Here is a 20,955-nt window from a genome sequence, read left to right on the forward strand (position 1 = left end):
GCAGGTTCGCTCCCTCATGCTGACAGGACTCGCCATTCGCAACGTCGTCCTGATCGAGCAGCTGATCCTGACGTTCGAATCGGGTCTCACGGTGCTGACCGGGGAAACCGGCGCCGGCAAGTCCATCCTGCTGGATGCGCTGGGGCTCGCGCTCGGCGCGCGCTCCGAATCCGGCCTGGTGCGCAGCGGCGCCAGCCTGGCGGTGGTGACCGCGGAATTCTCGCTGCCGGAGGACCATCCGGCGCTGGCCTTGCTGGCCGAGCAAGGCTTGCAGACCGGTCAGAACCTCATCCTGCGCCGCCAGGTCGGCAGCGACGGCCGCTCGCGCGCCTTCGTCAACGACCAGCCGATCAGCATCGGCCTGCTGCGGCAACTGGGTGACCTGCTGGTGGAGATCGAGGGCCAGTTCGAAGCGCATGGACTGCTGGACGTCGCGACTCACCGCGGCCATCTGGATCGCTTCGCGGCGCTGGAGAACCATGTCGCGCGAACACGGGGCGCCTTCGCCGCCTGGCGCAAGGCCAAGCAAGAACATGCCGAGGCCGCGGCCCTGACCGACAAGGCGCGTAGCGAAGAGGAGTACCTGCGCCACGCGGTCGCCGAGCTCGATCTCGCCGCGCCCAAGCCCGGCGAAGAGGCCGAGCTGGCGGCGGAGCGCGCGCGGCTCTCCAATCGCGAGCAGGCGCTTGAAGCGCTGAACGGCGCCATCTCCGATCTCTCGGGCGATCGCGGGACCGAGCGCAGCCTTGCCTCCGCTCTGCGGCGGCTGCAGCGCATTCAGGACAAGCTCGGTTCCGAAGGCGAGTCCGCCGTTGCCGCCCTCGACCGCGCGTCCATCGAGCTCACGGAAGGCGTCGCCTCGCTCCAGCGCCTGATCGCGTCCATCGACGCGGATCCGCAGCGGCTGGAGAAGCTGGAAGAGCGGATCTATCTGCTGCGCGACCTGGCACGCAAGCACCGCACCACGCCCGACGGGCTGTCCGAACTCCATGAAGAGCTGAAGAAGCAGCTCGCCTCCCTCGAGAACCAGGGCGGCGACATCGCGAAGCTGCGCGAGGCGGAGCAGAAGGCGCGTGAGGCTTATGTGGCCGCGGCGGAGTCGCTGTGCAAGGGCCGCAGTCGCGCCATCAAGTTCCTGGAGGCCGCCGTCCGGGACGAGCTGCCGCCACTCAAGCTCGAGCGCGCGCGCTTCACGGTGCAACTCGAGAAACTGGACGAACCGCGCTGGGGCGAGGAAGGCTGGGACCAGATCAGCTTCGTCGTCTCGACGAATCCCGGCGCGCCGCCGGCGCCGATCGAGCAGGTAGCGTCAGGCGGCGAGCTTGCACGCTTCATGCTGGCGCTGACAGTGGTGCTGGCGGGAGGCCAGGCGGCGGAGACCTTGATCTTCGACGAGGTCGATACCGGCATCAGCGGCGCCACGGCGACCGCTGTGGGCGAGCGGCTGAAGCGCCTGTCGGAGCATTTCCAGATGCTGGTCATCACCCACTCCCCGCAAGTCGCGGCCCTCGCCGACCAACATTGGTCGGTCGCCAAGGAGACCTTCCGTAACAACGCGATTACCACGGTCACCGCCCTGGACAAGAGGCAGCGCCGGGAAGAGATCGCGCGCCTGCTGGCGGGCACCACCATCACCGACGAAGCCCGTGCCGCCGCCGACAAGCTGCTGGCGGATGCGAAATAGCACTGACATTCGCCGGCAGGCACAGAAAGCAGAGTAGGTGCCTCACAGCACGCGAGTGAGTAAGGCATGAACAAAGAAGCCATGAAGGCCCCGGAAGAGCTGACGACCGCCGAGGCCAAGGCCGAGCTGAAGCGGCTGGCCAAGGAAATCGCCCACCACGACAAGCTCTATTACCAGAAGGATGCGCCGGAGATCAGCGACGCTGAATACGACGCGCTGGTCCGCCGCAACAGGGCGATCGAGGGGCTGTTCCCCAGCCTGATACGGAGCGATTCACCCACCACGCGCGTCGGCGCCGAGCCCGCCGCCGGCTTCGGCAAGGTCAAGCACCTGCATCCGATGCTCTCGCTCGACAATGCGTTTGACCGCGAGGACGTGGCGGATTTCATCGGCCGCATCCGCCGCTTCCTGGGCCGCAAGGACGATGGCGAGATCGAGCTCAACGTCGAGCCGAAGATCGACGGCCTCTCCGCCAATCTGCGCTACGAGGATGGCACGCTCACCATCGGCGCGACCCGCGGCGACGGCGCGGTGGGCGAGGACATCACCGCGAACCTCAAGCATGTGGCCGGCATCCCGCACAAGCTGAAGGATCCGCATCCGCCCAAGCTGATCGAGATTCGCGGCGAGGTCTATTTCCCGCACGATGCGTTCTTCACGCTGAACAAGGAGCGCGAGAAGGCGGGCGAGCCGGTCTTCGCCAATCCGCGCAACGCGGCCGCCGGCTCGGTGCGGCAACTCGATCCCAACATCACCAGGTCGCGGCCGCTGAAGTTCTTCGCCTATGCCATGGGCGCGACGGAGGGCTGGCGCAACGAGCCGAAGCTGCATTCCGAGGCCATTGAGCAGCTCCGCACATGGGGCTTCGCGGTCAACCCCGAGATATGCGTCGCAAAGACGCTGGATGACGCGCTCGAATTCTACGACGAGATGACGAAGAAGCGCGCCGACCTCAACTACGACATCGACGGCGTCGTCTACAAGGTCAATAACATTGCCATGCAGAACCGCCTGGGCTTCGTCGGGCGCGCGCCGCGCTGGGCGATCGCGCACAAGTTTCCGGCCGAGCAGGCAGTCACCACGCTCAATGCTATCGCGATCCAGGTCGGCCGCACCGGCGCCCTGACGCCCGTCGCCAAGCTGGAGCCGATCACGGTGGGCGGGGTCGTGGTCTCGAACGCGACCTTGCACAACGAGGATGAGATCGAGCGCAAGGACGTCCGCATCGGCGACAAGGTGATCGTGCAGCGTGCCGGCGACGTGATCCCGCAGATCGTCGGCGTGGTCGATGCCGATCGCAAGAATCGCGGGCCCAAATACAAGTTCCCGGATCGTTGCCCAGTCTGCGGCTCCCATGCCGTGCGCGAGGAAGGCGAAGCGGTGCGCCGCTGCACTGGCGGCCTCATCTGCCCCGCCCAGGCGATGGAGACGCTGCGCCATTTCGTCTCGCGCGGCGCCTTCGACATCGAAGGGCTGGGGTCCAAGCACATTGAATCCTTCTACACCGACGGCCTGATCAAGACGCCGGTCGACATCTTCAAGCTTCACCACCGGCGCGGGGAACTGGAGGAGCGCGAAGGCTGGGGTAAATCTTCTGTGAGCAATTTGCTGAACGCGATCGAGGCGCGGCGGACGGTGCCGCTCGACCGCTTCATCTATGCGCTTGGCATTCGGCAGGTCGGCGAAGTGACCGCCAAGCTGCTGGCGCGGCACTATCACACGCTGAAGGACTGGCGGCACGCCATGCTGGCCGCCACCAAGGACCGCGAAACCCCGGAATACCAGGACCTCGTCAACATTGACCAGATCGGCGAATCGGTCGCTAACGATATCCTCGACTTCTTCGATGAGAAGCCCAACGTCGAGGTGCTCGATGCCCTCGCCAAGGAAGTGACGGTCGACGAGGTCCAGGCGCCGCGCGCCGCCGATTCGCCCGTCGCCGGCAAGACCGTGGTCTTCACCGGCGCGCTCTCGAAGATGACCCGCGACGAAGCCAAGGCCCGCGCGGAATTGCTCGGCGCGAAAGTCGCGAGCTCCGTCTCCAAGAAGACCGACTACGTCATCGTCGGCGAAGACGCCGGCTCCAAAGCCGCCAAGGCGCAGGAGCTAGGCGTCAAGATGCTGAGCGAGGATGCGTGGCTGGAGTTGATTGGGGGGTAGATGAAACCCTTGAGCAAGGCTGCCCGATTCGCTCTCGTGCGACTCCTGGCTGTTGCGGGCTGCAGCCTTGCGGCGGGTCCACTTGTATTTCTCTTGGAGTTCTTCGTCGACGCGATTGAGGGTGCGTCCGTGACCTATGCGGCCGCCCGCCTTCGGCACTCGCCGGATTCCCTTCTCTTCAAATTTGCTGCGATCTCGATCATGGTGTTGCCGGCGACGACGCTGATCGCTTCCGGCATTCACGTGCTTGGCAGAATGCGAAAGGACTCTTTTTTCTTCGCAACGCTGTCGGGGAGTATGCTCGGTTCCATTGCTCTCTACGTCACCGCGCTTTCCTTAATTGGACAATGGCCCGGCCTCAGGTTCCTCAATATCAGAGGTGCCACGGCAATCATTGGGCTCAGCATCTTGCTGAGCGCCCTCTACTGGGTTGTGGCAATTCGCGGTCATCGCCGCATGCGCGCGCTAGTGGAACAGGATGCGTGGGCTATTCGCGCGATGGAATGAGCGCCATGGCGCAGCCGCGCGCCAGCCAAGTCTATCGAAATTCTGCCGTGATGGCGCCCCAATCGCCGCTGAAGATGCGACCGACCAAAGCCTGAGGGAGCCGTTGCATGGACGCTGCGTCCGCCATAGCGCGGCATGATCGGCGCCACCCGATGGCGCCGCGGACGGTCCGCTTGGCGCTACTCGCGGCGTTCGTGACGGCGGTTCTTGCTGGGTCCGTGACGTGGACCTTGTTCATGGCCGGGCTCGTGCTCCAGGGAGCCTTTCCCTTCTTCATCTCGGGCATGGACCTGCAGGACCTGGCGGAGATGTTCCTTTACAGCACGCTTGCTGGCCTGGTCGGCTCGGTACCCGCCGCCGCGATCAACGCGATCCTCCTCGCGTGGCTCGCGCGGCGCGGGAGGGACGCGGGCTGGCTGGCCATCGCGTCGGGCGGAAGCCTCGGGTTCGTCATCGGCGGCGCGCTCGCTACCTTAGTCCTCGCAATGAACGATGGCACTCTGTTCTGGGAGTCCAACAGGATACTCGGCGTGGCTTTGTCCTTTAGCCTGCCTTTCACGACCGCAGGCGCGCTGATGGGCGCGCTGCATTGGCGCATCGCGATCCGGCCGCGCCGCGCCTGGCGGCTCTTTCAGGAGCGCGAACGCGCGACCCTGCGCGCGATGGAATAGATCTCAGCCCTCCGGGGGCGGCGCTGCTTTGAGCAGGGCTGGTGCCAGCGGCACCTAGATCGCCCGCGCCGCACCCTCCAGCCACTTCGCCGTCGCGGGATCGACCAGCGGTTTGATCGTCTGGCGGACGCGCTCATGGTACGCGTTCAGCCATGCCACTTCGTCGGCCGTCAGCAGGCTGCGGTCGATGGCGTTGAGGTCGATCGGCGCCAGGGTCAGCGTCTCGAAGCACAGCATGCCGGGATGCTGCTTGTCCTCGATCACCGTCACCAGGTTCTCGATGCGGATGCCGTACTCTCCGTCCTTGTAGTAGCCGGGCTCGTTGGAAATGATCATGCCGACGTCGAGCGTCACGCGGTTCGGCATCTTGGAGATGCGTTGCGGGCCTTCATGCACCGAGAGGTACGAGCCGACGCCGTGGCCGGTGCCGTGGTCATAGTCGAGGCCGACTTCCCACAGCGGGCGGCGCGCGATGGAATCGAGCGCGCTGCCGGTGGTGCCGCGCGGGAAGCGCGTGGTGGCAAGCGCGATGTGGCCCTTCAGCACGCGGGTGAAGCGGTCCTTCATCTCTTGGGTCACCTGCCCGACCGCGATGGTGCGCGTGATGTCGGTGGTGCCGTCGAGATATTGCCCGCCGGAATCCACCAGGTAGAGCCAGTTGACCGGGATCGGCCGGTTGCTCTTCTCCGTCACCTTGTAGTGGCAGATGGCGCCGTTCGGCCCCGCGGCCGAGATGGTGTCGAACGAGAAATCGCGGAACAGGTCGTTGCGCCGGCGGAACTCCGCCAGCCTCTCTGCCGCCGCGATCTCGTCGAGCCCGCCCTTCGGCGCCTCGATCGAGAGCCAGTGCAGGAACTGCGAGACCGCGGCGCCGTCGCGCCGGTGTGCCGCCCGCGCGCCCTCGATCTCCACGGGGTTCTTGCACGCTTTGGGCAGCGCGCACGGATCCTCGCCCACGGCGGGCTTGGCACCCGCCGCTTTCAGCCGGTCGAAGATCGCAACGCCCGCCGTCATCGCATCGACCGCGACCACCGCGCCCTGCTTGCCAAGCGAATCCAAGGCCGGCACGAAGCCGCTCTTCGGCTGCACCGCGATTTCGTTGCCGAGATGGGCGCGCGCTTCCTGCGTGAGCTTGCGCGGATCCACGAACAGATCGACCTTGCCCTCCTTGTCGACGATCGCGTAGCCGAGGGCGAAGGGCGTGCGCGGCACGTCGCCGCCGCGGATGTTGAGCAGCCAGGCAAGCGAGTCCGGTGCCGAGATCACCGCCGCGTCCTGGCCCTTTTCCTTCAGCTTGCTGGCGATCAGCTGCCGCTTCTCACCCGCGCTCATGCCGGCATGGCGCGTGTCTTGTGGCCAGATCGGCGCGATCGGCTCCGGCGGCTGGTCCGCCCAGGCTGCGTCCAGCGGGTTGCGGTCGACGGCTTTCAGCTCCGCGCCAGCCTTGCGCGCGGCCTCGCGGTAGCGCTGCGCCGCATCCGGTGTAATGAGCCAGGGATCGAAGCCCAGTATCTCGCCTTTCTTCAGGGTCCCGGCGATCCAGGCCTCGGGCGGCTCATTGATCAGGTGGCGGATCTCGAACAGCTGGGCATCGACCTGCTCGCGCACCTGGATGGTGTAGCGGCCGTCGACGAAGATCGCCGCCTTGTCCTTGAGCACGACGGCGAGGCCCGCCGAGCCGGTGAAATTGCTGATCCAGGCCAGCCGCTCGGCCCGCTTGGGGACATACTCGCCCTGGTGCTCGTCGGCCCGGGGAACCAGGAAACCGTCCAGCTGCTGGCTGGCGAGTTCTTTTCGCAGTGCAGCAAGACGGGCTGAGACGGGTTGTCGCGCCTGCGCCTTGGCGGCTTCTGCCCAGCTTGCATAGGCGGTGACCAGCCGGCGCCTGGTGTCCGCATCGGCACCCGGCGCAACCAGCGCGATCCACTCCTCCGAGCGCTCCCCCTCGGGGGCTGCGATGGCTCCGTCCAGCAGCTGTTCGAACTCGGTTAAGCTCATGTTCAGCTTGATATTTTCGATCGCGGAGGCGACCGCTTGGGAACGCGTTGCGTGTTCGTTCATGCCCTTGCCTTCTTTCCACCCGAAAGGCGCCTTGAAGCACCGTGCGCGGGGTCACAATTCCGCCATAAGCCATGCAAAGTTAACGACAATTAGCGATTTCGTATGCGCTTCCCGCATTACTGCAATGCAGCAAGACCCCTGCCTGATCGATCGGTTAATCCCTACATTCTCACTCGTGATTACGGGGCAACAGAGCCCTACACCAAACATCGGATGACTGAGATCATGTATCGGACGACTGCAAATGAGAAGGTAGTGCTTGGCCGCGCGGATATGCCGGAAGCGACTACCCGTAAGACCGGCTTTGGCGCCCTCGCGGTGTTCGCCAAGCACGTTATCACCTCCGTGCGCCGCACGCTGGAGCTCAACGCCATTGCGCGGGAGTTGGCCGCGCTGAACGATCGCGAGTTGGCTGACATCGGCCTTACCCGCGGTGACATTCCGGCTGTGGCCGCGCAGAGCGTGACCATCCCGGCCGGCAAGAGCCTGGGCACGGCTTTCGTGGAGATGCTCCACGACCTGGTGATCGCTCCGGTCGTGCTGTGGAACAAGCGCCGCTATGCCTTCAATGCGCTGAGCGCGCTGGATGACCGGATGCTCGCCGACATCGGCGTGGCCCGGTGGGAGATTGCGAACGTTGTGAAGGGCGTGCACAAGTCGGTGTCCTATCCGGCGGTGGCGCTGGACCTGGTTGCGCCGATCGCCGCCTGGAACCGCGCCCGTCAGACCGCCAGCCAGCTCTACAAGCTTGAGGACCGCATGCTGCTCGACATCGGCGTGGTCCGCGGCGACATCGACTGGCTGGCGAGCGAAGTCGCCCACAAGGCGGTCCAGGCCGCCAACCGGAATCAGCCGACCGGCCACACGCCGCGCGTGGCCTAAAGCGAGATCTGCTCGAGCGTCCCCTCTGCGATTGCGGGACGTCCCATATCACCGGCGGTTCGCCCAGGGTTCACCAGGGGCGACCGCCTGTTTTCTTTGCCGAGGCTTTGGCACGGGGCGCACCGAAACGCCCGCCTGGCCATCCGTCTGTACCAGAAGTCAGCGGCTACTCGGTGGCGTCCTAGCCGTCGCCGGCTTTCTCTTCAGCTCCGCCATGCGCGCGAATTCCGCCTTCAGCCGCGGCACGGCGAAATCCACGAAGGCGCGCACCTTCGGCACGGAGAGGCGGCCTTCGGGCGTCACGATATGCACCGGCAAGGCCGGTGATTCAGCATCCGGCAGCACGATGTCCAGCTTCCCGGCGCGCACTTCATCGGCCACTTGGTACGAGAAGGCACGCGTGAGGCCATAGCCTTCGACCGCCGAGCCGACTGCCGCTTCCACCGTGTTGACGATGAGTCGCGGCGCGATCGGCACGTGGCGGGTATCGGGATCGCCCTCCGTCGGCGCAAAGCTCCACGCGTCCTCGCCGAACACCGTCATCGCCACGATCCGATGAGCACCGACATCATTCGGATCCTTGATCGCTGGATGTCGTGCAAGATAGGACGGCGCAGCACAGATCACTTGCCGCACTTCGCCGACGCGGATCGCGATCAGGCTCGAGTCAGGGAGATGGCCGATGCGCAGCGCGACGTCGATCCCCTCCTCCACCAGATTGAGCTTGCGGTCGAGCAAAAGCAGCCGCGCTTTCACCGCCGGCTGCGTGTCGAGATAGGCATCGAGGATGGGCCGCAGGATGCGCGCGCCGCTCACGATCGGCCCGCTAAGGCTGAGCAGCCCGCGCGGCGCGGCACTCTCGCCCGCCGCCAGCATGTCCGCTTCTTCGAGGTCGGTGAGCACGCGCCGGCACGCCGCTGCATAGCGCTCGCCCGCTTCGCTCAATCGCATGGTGCGGGTCGTGCGATGCAGGAGCGGTGTGCCGACATAGTTCTCCAGGAACGCGATCGCGCGCGACACCGCCGCGGGCGAGCGGCCGAGGCGCCGGCCGGCCCCGGCCAGGCTGCCCGCGTCCAGCGCCGCCACAAACACCCGCATGGCCTCGATCCTGTCCATTGTTCCTTTGTGCGCAATAGTGACTTCCGATCGTCAGGCATTCTGCCGAAACTGGCAAGAGATTAGCTTTGCCTTCAAGCGCAACTCTTGAAGGACAGGCAGTCATGAGCACGGAAGGCAAAGTCGCCATCATCACTGGCGCGTCGCAGGGCATCGGAGCCGGTCTGGTCGACGGCTTTCTGGGCAAAGGCTATCGCGTGGTCGCTAACTCCCGCTCGATCAAGCCGAGCGGCAAGGCAGACCTGGTCGCCGTCAACGGCGACATCACCGACCCGCAGGTCGCCAAGCGCGTGGTCGCTACCGCCATCGAGCGCTTCGGCCGCGTCGACACGCTGATCAACAACGCCGGCATTTTCGTCTCCAAGCCGTTCATCGAATACACGGCGGAGGATTTCGCCAACGTCATGTCGGTCAATGTAGCCGGCTTCTTCCACGTCTCACAGCAGGCCGCAGCACGCATGCTGTCGCAGCGCTCGGGCCATATCGTCAACATCACAACTACGCTGGTCGATCAGCCGATGACGGGCGTGCCGGCTGCGATGGCATCGCTGACCAAGGGCGGGCTCGATGCGGTCACGCGTTCCCTCGCCATCGAGTATGCTGACAGGGGCATCCGCGTGAACGCCGTCTCCCCTGGCATCATCAAGACTCCGATGCACAAGCCGGAGACGCACGAGTTCCTGGCCAAGCTGCACCCGATGCAGCGGTTGGGCGAGGTCAAGGAGATCGTCGACGCGGTGCTGTATCTGGACAACGCCGGCTTCGTAACCGGCGAAGTGCTGCGGGTCGATGGCGGCCAGCACGCCGGCCGCTGGTGAACTGAAACTGGAAAGGAAAGCGACATGCCATACGTCAACATCAAGGTCACGCGCGAAGGCACCTCACCGGACCGTCCCAGCGTCACACCGGAGCAGAAGGCTGAACTCATCAAGGGCGTCAGCGAGCTACTGCTGAAGGTGCTCAACAAGCCGCTGGATTGGACCTTCGTCGTCATCAACGAGGTCGAGAAGGAGGACTGGGGCGTCGGCGGCCTGCCGGTGGACGAGTGGCGGCGGCAGAAAGCCGCGGCAAAATAGATCGCGTCTACGGCAAGGCAGCGGTACGCAGTCTGGGCGCCGTCGAGAAACGCTCGGCAAGACGCTCGAGGAGGCCGACCGTTGCCTTGCTGTTGGCCTCGGCCAGCACTTCGGCACCGTCTCCGCACGTAACGACGTCGTGCTCCACGGTTCGCGTGTCCGATTCCTCGGCCTGCAGCAACCGGCCGGCCGGTCCATCGACTATCAGCGATGCGCCGATCGTAACCGTCGCATCAGCCGTGGCCGAGAACAGGCCGGGATTGAAATCCAGTTGGGCATCATAGGCGGTGGTCTCGAGGACGATCTGGCCGCGATGCTTGCCGGCCTGAAGTTGCTCGGGCGTCAGTGCCTGCTCCGCGGTTTCCAGCGCCTCGACCAGCTGTATCATCGTATCGCGCGCCGACTGCTTGAACGAGGCGCGCGCATCGATCGGGTATTCGGGCCCGCCGCAGGTAAAGGAGCTGGGATCGACGGTCTTGATCAGCTTGTCGGACTGCACGACCAGGACATAGCTGCCGGGAAGCTTCGCACCATCCGCCGGCCGGACACTCGTTGCCGGCGACGCGATGGTCTTGACCTCGTGCGAGCAGGCGCACAGCGCCACAGCGGCAACCACAGCCGCAACAATCGACCTGAACATGAGTCCCCCAAGAATCTGAATTGGGCCGCGCAACTATTAGTACAGTCATCAGCGGAATTGTCTACTGTCTCTTAACTGACTCCCTTCTGGCAGGCCTGCGCAGCACCAGCACCGACCAGTCGCCGAGGCGCAAACGGAAATCAAGCGTGAGGCCGGCGGCTTCGTGCGCTGCCAGCACGTCCTTCTCCTGCTCGCGGAGCAGACCCGACAGCACCGCGCGGCCATCCTTCGCCAGGACGCGCGCGAGACCGGGCGCCAGCTGGATCAGCGGATTGGCGAGAATGTTGGCGGTCACGAGGTCATAGGGCGCGCCGTGGCGGATCGCCTTGGCGCGATAGCCGTCCGAGCGCAGGATGCGCACCTGGTTCGTCAGCTTGTTGACCTTCGCATTCTCGCGCGCGACGCGCACGGCATGCGCGTCATTATCGGCCGCGAGCACATTGACATTGCATAGCCGCGCGATCCCGAAGGCGAGGATGCCGGTGCCGGTGCCGACATCGAGCGGCTTCTTGAACTTGCGCGTCTTGGCGAGGCGCGCGATCGCCAGCAGGCAGCCGCGCGTCGTCTCGTGCCGGCCGGTGCCGAAAGCGATGCCCGCGTCGATCTCGAGGCCGATCAAATTCCTCGGCGCCTTGCCCTTGAAATGCGAGCCGTAGAAGAAGAACGGTCCGGCGCGAAATTCCGGCAGTCCTTTGCGACTTTCCGCCAGCCAGTCCTTGTCCGGTACGCGCACGACTTCGGGCTTGTAGCGACCGAGTGGCCTCAGCGCGGCCGCGACATCTCCAGGCGCCGGCTTCGTTTCGCTGAACACCTCGATCAGCCAGCCTTTGCCGTTATCGGTCTCGAAGCTCGACATCGCAGCGCCGAACGGCTCCAGCGCATTTTCCAGCGCAAGGCGCGTGTGTTCCACCGGCTTTGCGTCGAGCTCTAGTCGGACGGACCATAGCGGCACGGTGTATGGCACTTGTTCCTCCTAACGCGCCGACCAGTCAGTCATCCACGTGCTTGGCACGAGGGCCCGCGAGTTTTCCGGAACCGAGCGGCCTTGCCTCGTGGATGGTCGTGCCACGCACGGCCATGACGAATGAGAGTACGAACCGAGCGTAGCTGGCTCACCCCGCCTGCTCCGCCGGCATGACGAAACTGGCCATGACCTTCTTCACACCCGCCTTCTCGAACGCGATTTCCAGCTTGTCGCCTTCGGAATGCAGCACTTTGCCGTAGCCGAACTTTTGGTGAAAGATGCGGGCACCACTGGGATAGCGGCCAGTGCCGGTCTGCACCACCGCTTCGGCGCTGAGGTCGATCAGGTCGCCACCGCGCCGGCCAAAGCGTTCGCGCAACGGCGCGCGGCCCCAGCCGGATTGCGGACCCATGTAGCGCTCCGACGGTCGCCATAGCTGATCGTCCTCGCGCTCGATATGCGCCTTCGGCAATTCGGCGATGAAGCGGGACGGCAATGCGTTCTGCCACATATTGTGGACGCGCCGGTTGGCGGCATAGGAGATGAGAGCACGCTTGCGCGCGCGCGTGATGCCGACATAGGCGAGGCGCCGCTCTTCCTCCAGCCCCTTGAGGCCGTTCTCGTCGAGCGAGCGCTGCGAGGGAAAGAGGCCTTCCTCCCAGCCGGGGAGGAACACGAAGTCGAACTCCAGACCCTTGGCGCCGTGCAGGGTCATGATTGTGATCATCTCGCCATCCGAGTCCGCAGCGTTCTCCATGACCAGGGAGACGTGCTCGAGGAATCCGCCGAGGCTGTCGAACTCCTCCATCGCGTGGATGAGCTCCTTGAGGTTCTCCAGCCGGCCCGGCGCCTCGATCGACTTGTCGTTCTGCCACATGGTGGTGTAACCGGATTCGTCCAGCACGATCTGCGCCAGCTCCGCGTGCGGCGTGGTCTCCGCCAGATTGCGCCAAGTCTCCAGGTCGCGCATGAGCTGCCCCAAGGAGCGCCGCGGCGCCGGCTTCAGCTCATCGGTCTCGACGATGCGCCGCGCCGCCTCGGGCAAGGAGACATTGAGGGCGCGCGACAGGTCGTTGACCTGCTTCAGCGTCGCATCGCCCAGGCCGCGTCTCGGCACATTGACGATGCGCTCGAAGGCCAGGCCATCGTCCGGCTGGTTGATGAGCCGCAGATAGGCCAGCGCATCACGAATCTCCTGACGTTCGTAGAAGCGCGGTCCGCCGATCACGCGATAGCGCAGGCCCAACGTGATGAAGCGCTCTTCGAACTCGCGGGTCTGGAAGCCGGCGCGCACCAGGATGGCGATGTCGTTCAAGGACACGCCCTTGCGCTGAAGGCTCTCGATCTCCTCGCCGATCTTGCGCGCTTCCTCTTCGCCATCCCAGGCGGCGGTCAGCTTCAGCTTTTCGCCCTCGGCGACGTCCGTCCACAAGGTCTTGCCGAGGCGTCCCTCGTTCTGGGCGATCAATCCGGACGCCGCGGCGAGGATGTGCGGCGTGGAGCGGTAGTTCTGCTCCAGCCGTATGATCTTGGCGCCGGGAAAGTCATGCTCGAAGCGCAGGATGTTTTCGACTTCCGCGCCGCGCCAGCCATAGATCGACTGGTCGTCGTCACCCACCACGCAGATGTTGCGATGCGCCTGCGCGAGCAGCCGCAGCCAGAGGTACTGCACGACATTGCTGTCCTGATATTCGTCGACCAGGATGTAGCGGAACTGCTTCTGGTAGCGCGCCAGGATCTCCGGCTCCTGGTTGAACAAGGTCACGTTGTGCAGCAGCAGGTCGCCGAAGTCGCACGCGTTCAAGGTCGCGAGCCGCTGCTGATATTCGCGGTAGATACCGAGAATACGCCCGCCGCCCACCTCCGCCTGCTCGGCCGCGCTCACCTTGTCGGGCGTCAGGCCGCGATCCTTCCAGCGCTCGATGATGCCGAGCACCACGCGTGACGGCCATTTCTGGCTGTCGAGTCCTTCCGCCTGAATGATCTGCTTGATAAGGCGCAGTTGGTCGTCCGTGTCGATGATGGTGAAGTTGGGCTTGAGGCCCGCTGCTTCCGCATGCTGGCGCAAGATGCGCGCCGCCAGCGCGTGGAAGGTGCCGAGCCACCAGCCCTCGACGGGTCGGCCGATCAGCTGGCCCACGCGCGCCTTCATCTCGCCCGCGGCTTTGTTGGTGAACGTCACAGCCATGATCTCGAACGGCCGCGCCTTGCCGGTCATCAGCAAATGTGCGAGCCGCGTGGTCAAAGCGCGCGTCTTGCCCGTGCCGGCGCCGGCCAGCACCAGCACAGGCCCGTCCTGCGCCAGGACAGCGTCACGCTGCCGGTCATTGAGGCCGGCGAAGTAGGGATACTTGAGGTCGAGTTCGAGGGCAGAGTCGGTCATGGCGGACCTTATACACGTGGGCGGCGCGCCTTGACAGGGCAAGGCGCGAGAGCCGAAAACCCCTTCTAATCCATGATTTAGCCGAGAGGGAGGTGCGCATGCCGAGCGCCGCGGAAACCATCACCCTGCCAGGCGCCATGCCGGGCACCCAGCGCCAGCTGCGCGTCTTTTCCTTCGGCGATCCGGGCGCGCGCCCCAAGGCCTATTTCCAAGCCGGGCTGCACGCGGACGAGCCGACCGGCATGATGATCCTGCGCGAGCTCTGCAAGCTGCTGGCGGAGGCCGAAGACAAAGGCGAAATCAAGGGCGAGATCGTCGTGGTGCCGCTGGCCAATCCCATCGGCGTGGATCAGGCCCTCAACAGTGCCGTCATGGGCCGGTTCGAACTGCGCACCGGCGCCAATTTCAACCGCGCCTGGCCCGATCTGGTGAGGGGTCTCGCCGATTCCGTGCGCAAGCGCCTGGGCAAGGACATCGAGGAGAATGTCGATCTGGTGCGGCGAGAGATTCGGCGCCGCATCACCGCCCTGCAGCCCGAAAATCCGACCGTGGCCCAGCGTATCGCCCTCACGCGCCGCGCCTATGACGCGGACCTGATCGTCGACCTGCATTGCGACGACGAGGCGCTGAGCTACATGATCGCGCCGGACGAACTGTGGGGCGAGGCCAAGCGTTTCGCCGCCGATGTCGGCGTGCATTCGTTGCAGCCGAACGGCGAGACCAATGGCGCCCGTTGCTTCGATGAATGCTTTTTCGGACCATGGCAAGCCCTGCACAAGGAATTCGGCGAGCGCGTGCCCCTCGCCTGCCAAGCCTTCACCTTCGAGATGGGCGGCGTGCTGGACGTCGATCCGAAGCAGGCAGGCCGTTATGCCCAGGGTTTCTTCCGCTATCTGCGGCGCATCGGCTGTGTCGATGGCGCGGCGCCGAAGCAGCGCTCCAACGGCCTCAACGAGTTCCGCAGCTTGGAGATGCTGGATAGCCCGGCCGGCGGCCTGCTGCTTTATCGCCAGCAGCTCGGCGAGTGGGTTTCACCCGGCGACGTGCTGGCGGAAATCGTCGATCCGACCGCACCCGACCTCGACACCGCGCCGGCGGTGATCAAGGCCAGCATGAAAGGCTGCGTGGTTTCGCGCCGCCTGTCGCGCCAGGTCGCATTCGGCGATTTCGTGGTGATGCTCGCCGGCCACGAGAGACCGGCGAGCGGCAAGTCGAAGTCGCTGCTTGATTGAAGCAAATCAACGGAGGCGGCGCCGTATCACGCCGCCGATTCGCTCCAGGCCGGCGTCGTGCAACAGGTGATCCGACAATCTCTCCGTCGACAGTGTTGGCCGACGACGCGCGGTGACGAACCTCCGGAGCTTCGTCAGCCATTTCGTTCCACCGAACCCGATCCGGGAGGATCGGGTTCGGACTGCATACTGAGTCACAATCTCTCTCCCTCCGCCCGCCATTCGGCGGGCGGCACCAGTGATGTCCCCACATTTGAAAATCGATGGCCCTTATCGCGGAGCCTTGATGCCGAGCGCCGGGTGATCCTCCGCCTCGGACTCCTTCCAGCGGCGCCAGGGCACCGGGATCAGCATCGAGACCTGCTGGCGGTAGCGCCGGTACTGGTCGCCGAACAGGTTGATGAGATCGCGCTCCTCAAAGAAGATCCCGATGAGGATGTAGCCGGTGGTCGCAATCGAGAACAGCAGATGACCCATGCTCATCGTCGGCGCCGCCCAGAAGGCGATGATGAAGCCGAGATAGAGCGGATGCCGGACGCGCTTGTAGAAAAGCGGCGCGCGGAACTGCGGTACCGGTGTCTTCCAGCCCATGAGGCGTGCGAAGACTTGCCGTAAGCCGAACAGCTCGAAATGGTTCAGCAGGAAGGTGGACAGCAGCAGGATGCCCCAGCCCAGCCAGAACGCGCCTTGGATCGCGGTGACTGCGATCGGGTTCTCTACCGACCATACGACCTCCGGCATCGGCCGCCACTGCCACAGCAGCAGGGCCAAGGCTGCGGTTGCGAACAGCACAAAGGTGCTGCGCTCGACTGGTTCCGGCACGATGCGGGTCCAGACGCGCTTGAAGCCCTGCCGCGCCATCACGCTGTGCTGGACCGCAAAGATGCCGAGCAGGACGACGTTGATGACCAGGGCCTCGACCAGCGGACCGGGTGTCCCGGAATCGATGGTCTTCGGAACGATGAGGTTGCCGACAAAGGCGATGGCGTAGACAAATGTAACTAGAAAAAACACATACGCGGCTGCGCCATATAGAACAGCAAGTATGCCACCCATGACGAATCTCCTTCATTGTGGGGAGCGGAACGTCTAGTCCTAGGGCGTCAGCAGATGCGCAATCGGCTGTCAAAGAACCGTCAAAAGTGCGACAGTTTATGTGGGAAGCTCCACAACTCTGACGGATTTGCCCGAATTGTGATCAGGCTCGTTGTGGGCTGGCCACCTCTCGGGTGACCGTTGCGCGGCAGGAGGTTGCCAGGGCCATGGCAGGGATTCGTGTGCAGGTGCTGGGCGGGTTCAGCGCACTCCGCCAGGACGGGAGCACCATTGCCCTGTCGACCCGCAAGGCGGAGGCGCTGCTGGCTGTGCTGGTTTGCCGCCCCGGCGAGGCCCAGCCTCGGGAACGCGTGGCCAATCTGCTATGGGGTGATCGCGGCGACCGCCAGGCACGCCACAGTCTCAGCCAGACATTGACCTCGATCCGGTGCGCGCTGGGTGACGCGCCCGACCCCCTCGTCGCCGAGCGCGAAACGCTCTGCATCGATCCCGATGTGGTGCGTGCCGATGTCGTGGAGTTGGCGGCGCTTGCCGAGCGCGACGATCTCGACAGCTTGCGGAAAGCGGTTAAGCTGTGCCGTGGGCCGTTGCTGGACGGATTCCGGCTGCACGAGGCAGCGTTCGACGAATGGCTCTCGCAGGAGCGCTCGCGCTTCCACCATATCGGTCTCGCCGTGCTGACGCGATTGGCGGAACGGGAGGCCGCGGAAGGCAATGTCGCCGCAGCCATATCGACGCTGGAACGGGCATTGGCCCTCGATCCGCTGTCGGAGGAGTGTCACCGGCGGTTGATGCGGATTCATTTGGATCGCGGGAACTACAACGCCGTCATCCGCCACTACCGGCAATGCACGGAGCTGCTGAAGCGCGAGCTCGGCACGATTCCCGAGCCGGCAACGACGGCGCTGTATGCCGAGGCGCGCACCAGGCTCAAGGAAGCGCCGCAATCGGTGACCGAAGCCTCGCCCGCGCCGCCGCCGGCCGAAGAGAGGCAGGACATCCGGTTCTGCGTCACAACCGACGGTGTCCGCATCGCGTTTGCCACCGCCGGCGAGGGGCCGCCGCTGGTCAAGACCGCGAACTGGCTGAACCATCTAGAGTTCGATTGGCAAAGTCCTGTCTGGCGCCATCTGCTGCACGGGCTCACCGGCGACTTCCGCTTGATCCGTTATGACGAGCGCGGCAACGGCCTCTCCGATTGGAAGGTGGATGACTTCTCGATCGAAGCGTTGGTGTGCGATCTCGAGACCGTGGTCGATGCCGCCGGCCTCGATCGGTTTCCGCTGCTTGGGATTTCACAGGGCTGCGCGGTCGCCATCAGCTATGCGGTCCGGCATCCGGAGCGCGTGACACGCATGGTGTTGCATGGCGGCTATGCCAAGGGCTGGCGGGCACGCGGCAACCCGTCCGAAATCGCGCGGCGCGAGGCGATGCTGACGCTGGTGCGGGAGGGCTGGGGTCAGGACAATCCCGCCTTCCGGCAGATCTTCGCGTCCTGGTACATCCCCGAGGGCAGCCTCGAGCAATGGCGCTGGTGGAACGACCTGCAGCGGATTTCGACGTCGCCCGAGAATGCGGCACGGCTCATGACTGATCTCGGCAACATCGACGTGACGCATCTGCTACCACAGGTGACCATGCCAACGCTGGTGCTGCATAGCCGGAACGATGCAGCCGTTCCGTTCGAGGCGGGGCGAGTACTGGCGACATCGATTCCCGGTGCGCGATTCCTGCCGCTCGAGAGCCGGAATCACGTGATCCTGGAGCAAGAGCCCGCCTGGCCGCGATTCATTGACGAAGTGCACAGCTTTCTGCGTGCGGACAAAGTGTGAACCGCGCCGTCGCTCGGCGCGATGAGCCCAGCTTGACTCTTTGCAGCGGGCCAAGGCGTAATTCGCCCGACTTTGTCGTTCAAAAGAGTTTCCATGAGCAAGTTCATTCAGCGCATCGAGCTGGATTCGATGAGTCCGGGCACCGAGCGCTTCGTCAAAGCCCATCGCTATGGCAAAGCCGGTGCGCGGCCCAAGGCCTATCTGCAGGCCTCGCTGCACGCCGACGAGATTCCGGGCATGCTGGCCGCGCACCACCTCATCAGGCTGCTGGACGACGCGGATGCGCGCGGCGAGATCAAGGGCGAGATCATCGTGGTGCCGGTCGCCAATCCGGTGGGCGCCGGCCAGGTCATCAACACGACCTTCGCCGGCCGCTACGACCTCCGCAGCGGCATCAATTTCAACCGCCGCTGGCCCGACCTCTCCCAAGGCCTTGCCGCCAAGGTCAAAGGCAAGCTGGGCAAGGATCCGGACGCCAATGTCGCGATCGTGCGCCAGGCGATGGGCGAGATCGTCGACCAGATCTATGCCGTGGGAGAGAATGCGAAGTTGCGGCGCGAGCTGATGCGCCTCGCCTACGATTCGGACATCGTGCTCGACCTCCATTGCGACGACATCGCGCTGATGCACATCTACACCACCCATGTGTTCTGGCCGCAGGCGCGGGACCTGGCCGCCGAGGTCGGCGCACGCGCCGTATTGCTGTGCGATGATTCCGGCGCGGCCTCGTTCGACGAGAGCCTCTTCCTGCCATGGTATCGGCTGCAGAAAGAAGTCGGGCCGGACTATCCCGTGCCGGCGCCGGTCCTGACCTCGACGGTCGAGTTCCGCGGCCGGGCCGACGTCTATGATGAGATCGCTAGCCAGGATGCGCGTGCCTTGTTCCGCTTCCTGCAGCGCCGCGGCCTGATCGCCGGAGATCCGGGACCGCTGCCGGAGCTGAAGGGCAAGGTCACCCATCTCGATGCCTGCGAGATCTTGCGGACGCCCAGGGCCGGCATCATCGCCTATCGCAAGCGCGAAGGCGACGTGGTGAAGGCCGGCGAGGTGATTGCCGAGATCGTAGATCCGCTGGCCGACGATCCGAAGAAGGCGCGCATCGAATTGCGCTGCCAGGCCGACGGACCGATTCTGTCGATCCGTGCCATGAAAGCGGTGGGCGCGGGCGATTTGGTCGCCATGATCGTCGGCGACAAGCTGCTGCCGAATCCGACCGGATTGATGCTGAGCGACTAGGATTTCGTCATGCTCAAGATATTCGGGGCGGTCGGCTCGGGCTCGATTCCGGTCGAGGCGACGCTGACCCTGCTCAACATTCCGTACGAAATCATCGAAGCGGTCACCTGGCAGGACGAAGCCGCGCGCAAGCGCGTCGAAGCCGTGAATCCGTTGCGCCAGGTTCCGGCCTTGGTCTTCCCGTCGGGCGAGATCATGACCGAGAGCGCGGCGATCCTGATCGATCTCGCCGACCAGCATCCGGAGGCGCGGCTGGCGCCGCCGATCGGCGATCCCAAGCGCGCGCAATACCTGCGCTGGATGGCCTATGTCTCTTCTTCGATCTATTCCCTGTTCTGGATCAAGGGCGATCCGATGCGCATCGCCGCCAGCAAGGAGGACACGCCGCGTGTCATCGGCCGCGTGCACGACCGCATCGCGGACTGCTGGGCCAACATGGACCGGCAGATCAATCCCGGCCGCTACATCCTCGGCGACGAGCTTTCGGTGCTCGATCTCTACGTGACGGTGATCTCGCGCTTCGGCCCGTGGCGCACACGCTTCTACAGGACCGCGCCCAAGATGACCGAGATCGTGCGCCGCGTCGACGCCGACCCGCGGCTCAAGGATTTCTGGGCGCGCCGCTATCCGTTCGAGGACGGGTGGGAGCGTTGATGAAGCCCTCTGTCCACCTCATCCGATACTCGCACGACTGTCACCCGCTCAAGGCCGGGGCGACAACTGAGTAGTTGGCACGAGAGGCGTTGCTAAGTCCGCCGCTTGTTGCGGATCGCGATTCCATGCCCCGCTTCGGGCGGGCGGGGCAGCTTGTCGTGCTCCTGCTTGATCTCCGCCAGCCGGTCGAAGAACTCGTCCGGCATGGAGGCGACCCGGCGTTCGTGGAAGTTCACGAACAGCAGCAGCCATTCGCAGGTCGCGGCGATGCTGCTGTCCGCCTTGCGCATGGTGTTGAACCAGCGGATGCGCTTGCGGTCGAAATCTAGCAGCATGGTCTCGACCGAGAAGCTATCCCCCAGGAAAAGCTCGCCCTGGTAGGTGATGTGGTTCTCCGCCGCGAAGGTGGTGAAGCCCCGCGCCTGCACCTCCGCGAAATCCATGCCCCAGGCGCGGTAGACGCCATAGAACGCATCGTCGAAGGCCTTGAGGTAAAAGGCCACGTTCATGTGGTTGTTCTCGTCCACCCACTCCGGCAGCACCTTGAGATCGCTCCAGACGAAGGGGGCGGGAATGGACATGAGGCTCCTCGGGCGGCAGTGAAACGATATAAAGTGCGCCGCAACATGCCGGGGCGCTTATCGACCGGTCAAGCGCAGCGCCGACACAGCCCAAGGAAGCTGCAGCCAAAGCCATGAAAAGGTAATCGCGACCTGCGGAACGACGGCCCTCCCGGCAGACTGACCTGCCGCACTGCACCTGGGCCATCACGGTGTCGCGATAGTGGCAAGATTATGACCT

The 20,955-nt window shown here is 64.8% G+C and carries 18 protein-coding genes; 11 read left to right on the forward strand and 7 right to left on the reverse strand.

All coding sequences use genetic code 11. The features are described from left to right. The first annotated feature begins 16 nt into the window (after positions 1-16). From recN to DTX69_RS04055, 4 genes are all read left to right on the forward strand, one after another. Complete coding sequence (gene recN, locus DTX69_RS04040; RefSeq protein ID WP_119300219.1) at positions 17-1,684, forward strand: DNA repair protein RecN; 1,668 nt, start codon at positions 17-19, stop codon at positions 1,682-1,684. A 66-nt stretch (positions 1,685-1,750) separates the two neighbouring features. Beyond that, entirely contained in the window at positions 1,751-3,844 is a 2,094-nt protein-coding gene (gene ligA, locus DTX69_RS04045; protein ID WP_119300220.1) for an NAD-dependent DNA ligase LigA, read from the forward strand. Beyond that, positions 3,845-4,351: a hypothetical protein gene (locus DTX69_RS04050; RefSeq protein WP_119300221.1), complete on the forward strand. Its 507-nt coding sequence runs from the start codon at positions 3,845-3,847 to the stop codon at positions 4,349-4,351. Positions 4,352-4,524: 173 nt separating this feature from the next. Continuing rightward, positions 4,525-5,022 (forward strand): hypothetical protein, encoded by a 498-nt coding sequence (locus DTX69_RS04055; protein ID WP_162916633.1) that lies wholly within the window; start codon positions 4,525-4,527, stop codon positions 5,020-5,022. Positions 5,023-5,076: 54 nt separating this feature from the next. Here DTX69_RS04055 and DTX69_RS04060 read toward each other — a convergent pair whose 3' ends face one another. Further along, a complete protein-coding gene (locus DTX69_RS04060) occupies positions 5,077-7,083 on the reverse strand; it encodes an aminopeptidase P family protein (RefSeq protein WP_284735535.1) in 2,007 nt (668 codons plus the stop codon). A gap of 225 nt (positions 7,084-7,308) precedes the next feature. On the opposite strand from DTX69_RS04060, the gene DTX69_RS04065 reads away from it, so the two are divergent. Continuing rightward, positions 7,309-7,965: a DUF1127 domain-containing protein gene (locus DTX69_RS04065; RefSeq protein ID WP_162916635.1), complete on the forward strand. Its 657-nt coding sequence runs from the start codon at positions 7,309-7,311 to the stop codon at positions 7,963-7,965. A gap of 159 nt (positions 7,966-8,124) precedes the next feature. Here the strand turns inward: DTX69_RS04065 and DTX69_RS04070 are convergent, their stop codons facing one another. After that, a complete protein-coding gene (locus DTX69_RS04070) occupies positions 8,125-9,081 on the reverse strand; it encodes a LysR family transcriptional regulator (protein ID WP_119300224.1) in 957 nt (318 codons plus the stop codon). Positions 9,082-9,185: 104 nt separating this feature from the next. On the opposite strand from DTX69_RS04070, the gene DTX69_RS04075 reads away from it, so the two are divergent. Continuing rightward, positions 9,186-9,899 (forward strand): SDR family NAD(P)-dependent oxidoreductase, encoded by a 714-nt coding sequence (locus DTX69_RS04075; protein WP_119300225.1) that lies wholly within the window; start codon positions 9,186-9,188, stop codon positions 9,897-9,899. A gap of 24 nt (positions 9,900-9,923) precedes the next feature. Next, a complete protein-coding gene (locus DTX69_RS04080; protein WP_119300226.1) occupies positions 9,924-10,157 on the forward strand; it encodes a tautomerase family protein in 234 nt (77 codons plus the stop codon). Between the two features lie 7 nt (positions 10,158-10,164). On the opposite strand, the gene DTX69_RS04085 is transcribed toward DTX69_RS04080, so the two are convergent. The 3 genes from DTX69_RS04085 to DTX69_RS04095 form a co-directional block, all read right to left on the reverse strand. Next, on the reverse strand, positions 10,165-10,797 hold the full coding sequence (locus tag DTX69_RS04085; RefSeq protein WP_119300227.1) for a hypothetical protein: 633 nt from the start codon (positions 10,795-10,797) through the stop codon (positions 10,165-10,167). A 61-nt stretch (positions 10,798-10,858) separates the two neighbouring features. Then, entirely contained in the window at positions 10,859-11,761 is a 903-nt protein-coding gene (locus DTX69_RS04090) for a 50S ribosomal protein L11 methyltransferase (RefSeq protein ID WP_162916637.1), read from the reverse strand. A gap of 148 nt (positions 11,762-11,909) precedes the next feature. Continuing rightward, positions 11,910-14,144, reverse strand: a complete 2,235-nt coding sequence (locus DTX69_RS04095; RefSeq protein ID WP_119300229.1) for an ATP-dependent helicase — start codon at positions 14,142-14,144, stop codon at positions 11,910-11,912. 98 nt (positions 14,145-14,242) lie between these two features. Between DTX69_RS04095 and DTX69_RS04100 the strand changes: the two genes are divergently transcribed. After that, positions 14,243-15,376 (forward strand): succinylglutamate desuccinylase/aspartoacylase family protein, encoded by a 1,134-nt coding sequence (locus DTX69_RS04100; protein WP_119300230.1) that lies wholly within the window; start codon positions 14,243-14,245, stop codon positions 15,374-15,376. A gap of 270 nt (positions 15,377-15,646) precedes the next feature. Here DTX69_RS04100 and mddA read toward each other — a convergent pair whose 3' ends face one another. Beyond that, positions 15,647-16,432, reverse strand: a complete 786-nt coding sequence (gene mddA / locus DTX69_RS04105; protein WP_119300231.1) for a methanethiol S-methyltransferase — start codon at positions 16,430-16,432, stop codon at positions 15,647-15,649. A gap of 206 nt (positions 16,433-16,638) precedes the next feature. Between mddA and DTX69_RS04110 the strand changes: the two genes are divergently transcribed. From DTX69_RS04110 to DTX69_RS04120, 3 genes are all read left to right on the forward strand, one after another. Beyond that, a complete protein-coding gene (locus DTX69_RS04110) occupies positions 16,639-18,264 on the forward strand; it encodes an alpha/beta fold hydrolase (RefSeq protein ID WP_162916639.1) in 1,626 nt (541 codons plus the stop codon). A 93-nt stretch (positions 18,265-18,357) separates the two neighbouring features. Beyond that, on the forward strand, positions 18,358-19,500 hold the full coding sequence (locus DTX69_RS04115; protein WP_119300233.1) for a succinylglutamate desuccinylase/aspartoacylase family protein: 1,143 nt from the start codon (positions 18,358-18,360) through the stop codon (positions 19,498-19,500). A gap of 9 nt (positions 19,501-19,509) precedes the next feature. After that, positions 19,510-20,154, forward strand: a complete 645-nt coding sequence (locus DTX69_RS04120) for a glutathione S-transferase family protein (RefSeq protein ID WP_119300234.1) — start codon at positions 19,510-19,512, stop codon at positions 20,152-20,154. Between the two features lie 92 nt (positions 20,155-20,246). On the opposite strand, the gene DTX69_RS04125 is transcribed toward DTX69_RS04120, so the two are convergent. Further along, on the reverse strand, positions 20,247-20,735 hold the full coding sequence (locus tag DTX69_RS04125) for a thioesterase family protein (protein WP_119300235.1): 489 nt from the start codon (positions 20,733-20,735) through the stop codon (positions 20,247-20,249). Positions 20,736-20,955: the final 220 nt, after the last annotated feature.

The sequence above is a fragment of the Dongia deserti genome (assembly GCF_003574735.1).
GTDB classification, from domain to species: Bacteria; Pseudomonadota; Alphaproteobacteria; order Dongiales; family Dongiaceae; genus Dongia_A; species Dongia_A deserti.

What these genes read in the sequence shown, in the direction of transcription:
- recN (WP_119300219.1), top strand. Translation starts at nt 17, where the DNA reads ATGCTGACAGGACTCGCCATTCGCAACGTCGTCCTGATCGAGCAGCTG.
- ligA (WP_119300220.1), top strand. Translation starts at nt 1,751, where the DNA reads ATGAACAAAGAAGCCATGAAGGCCCCGGAAGAGCTGACGACCGCCGAG.
- DTX69_RS04050 (WP_119300221.1), top strand. Translation starts at nt 3,845, where the DNA reads ATGAAACCCTTGAGCAAGGCTGCCCGATTCGCTCTCGTGCGACTCCTG.
- DTX69_RS04060 (WP_284735535.1), bottom strand. Translation starts at nt 7,083, where the DNA reads ATGAACGAACACGCAACGCGTTCCCAAGCGGTCGCCTCCGCGATCGAA.
- DTX69_RS04065 (WP_162916635.1), top strand. Translation starts at nt 7,309, where the DNA reads ATGTATCGGACGACTGCAAATGAGAAGGTAGTGCTTGGCCGCGCGGAT.
- DTX69_RS04070 (WP_119300224.1), bottom strand. Translation starts at nt 9,081, where the DNA reads ATGGACAGGATCGAGGCCATGCGGGTGTTTGTGGCGGCGCTGGACGCG.
- DTX69_RS04075 (WP_119300225.1), top strand. Translation starts at nt 9,186, where the DNA reads ATGAGCACGGAAGGCAAAGTCGCCATCATCACTGGCGCGTCGCAGGGC.
- DTX69_RS04080 (WP_119300226.1), top strand. Translation starts at nt 9,924, where the DNA reads ATGCCATACGTCAACATCAAGGTCACGCGCGAAGGCACCTCACCGGAC.
- DTX69_RS04085 (WP_119300227.1), bottom strand. Translation starts at nt 10,797, where the DNA reads ATGTTCAGGTCGATTGTTGCGGCTGTGGTTGCCGCTGTGGCGCTGTGC.
- DTX69_RS04095 (WP_119300229.1), bottom strand. Translation starts at nt 14,144, where the DNA reads ATGACCGACTCTGCCCTCGAACTCGACCTCAAGTATCCCTACTTCGCC.
- DTX69_RS04100 (WP_119300230.1), top strand. Translation starts at nt 14,243, where the DNA reads ATGCCGAGCGCCGCGGAAACCATCACCCTGCCAGGCGCCATGCCGGGC.
- mddA (WP_119300231.1), bottom strand. Translation starts at nt 16,432, where the DNA reads ATGGGTGGCATACTTGCTGTTCTATATGGCGCAGCCGCGTATGTGTTT.
- DTX69_RS04110 (WP_162916639.1), top strand. Translation starts at nt 16,639, where the DNA reads ATGGCAGGGATTCGTGTGCAGGTGCTGGGCGGGTTCAGCGCACTCCGC.
- DTX69_RS04115 (WP_119300233.1), top strand. Translation starts at nt 18,358, where the DNA reads ATGAGCAAGTTCATTCAGCGCATCGAGCTGGATTCGATGAGTCCGGGC.
- DTX69_RS04120 (WP_119300234.1), top strand. Translation starts at nt 19,510, where the DNA reads ATGCTCAAGATATTCGGGGCGGTCGGCTCGGGCTCGATTCCGGTCGAG.
- DTX69_RS04125 (WP_119300235.1), bottom strand. Translation starts at nt 20,735, where the DNA reads ATGTCCATTCCCGCCCCCTTCGTCTGGAGCGATCTCAAGGTGCTGCCG.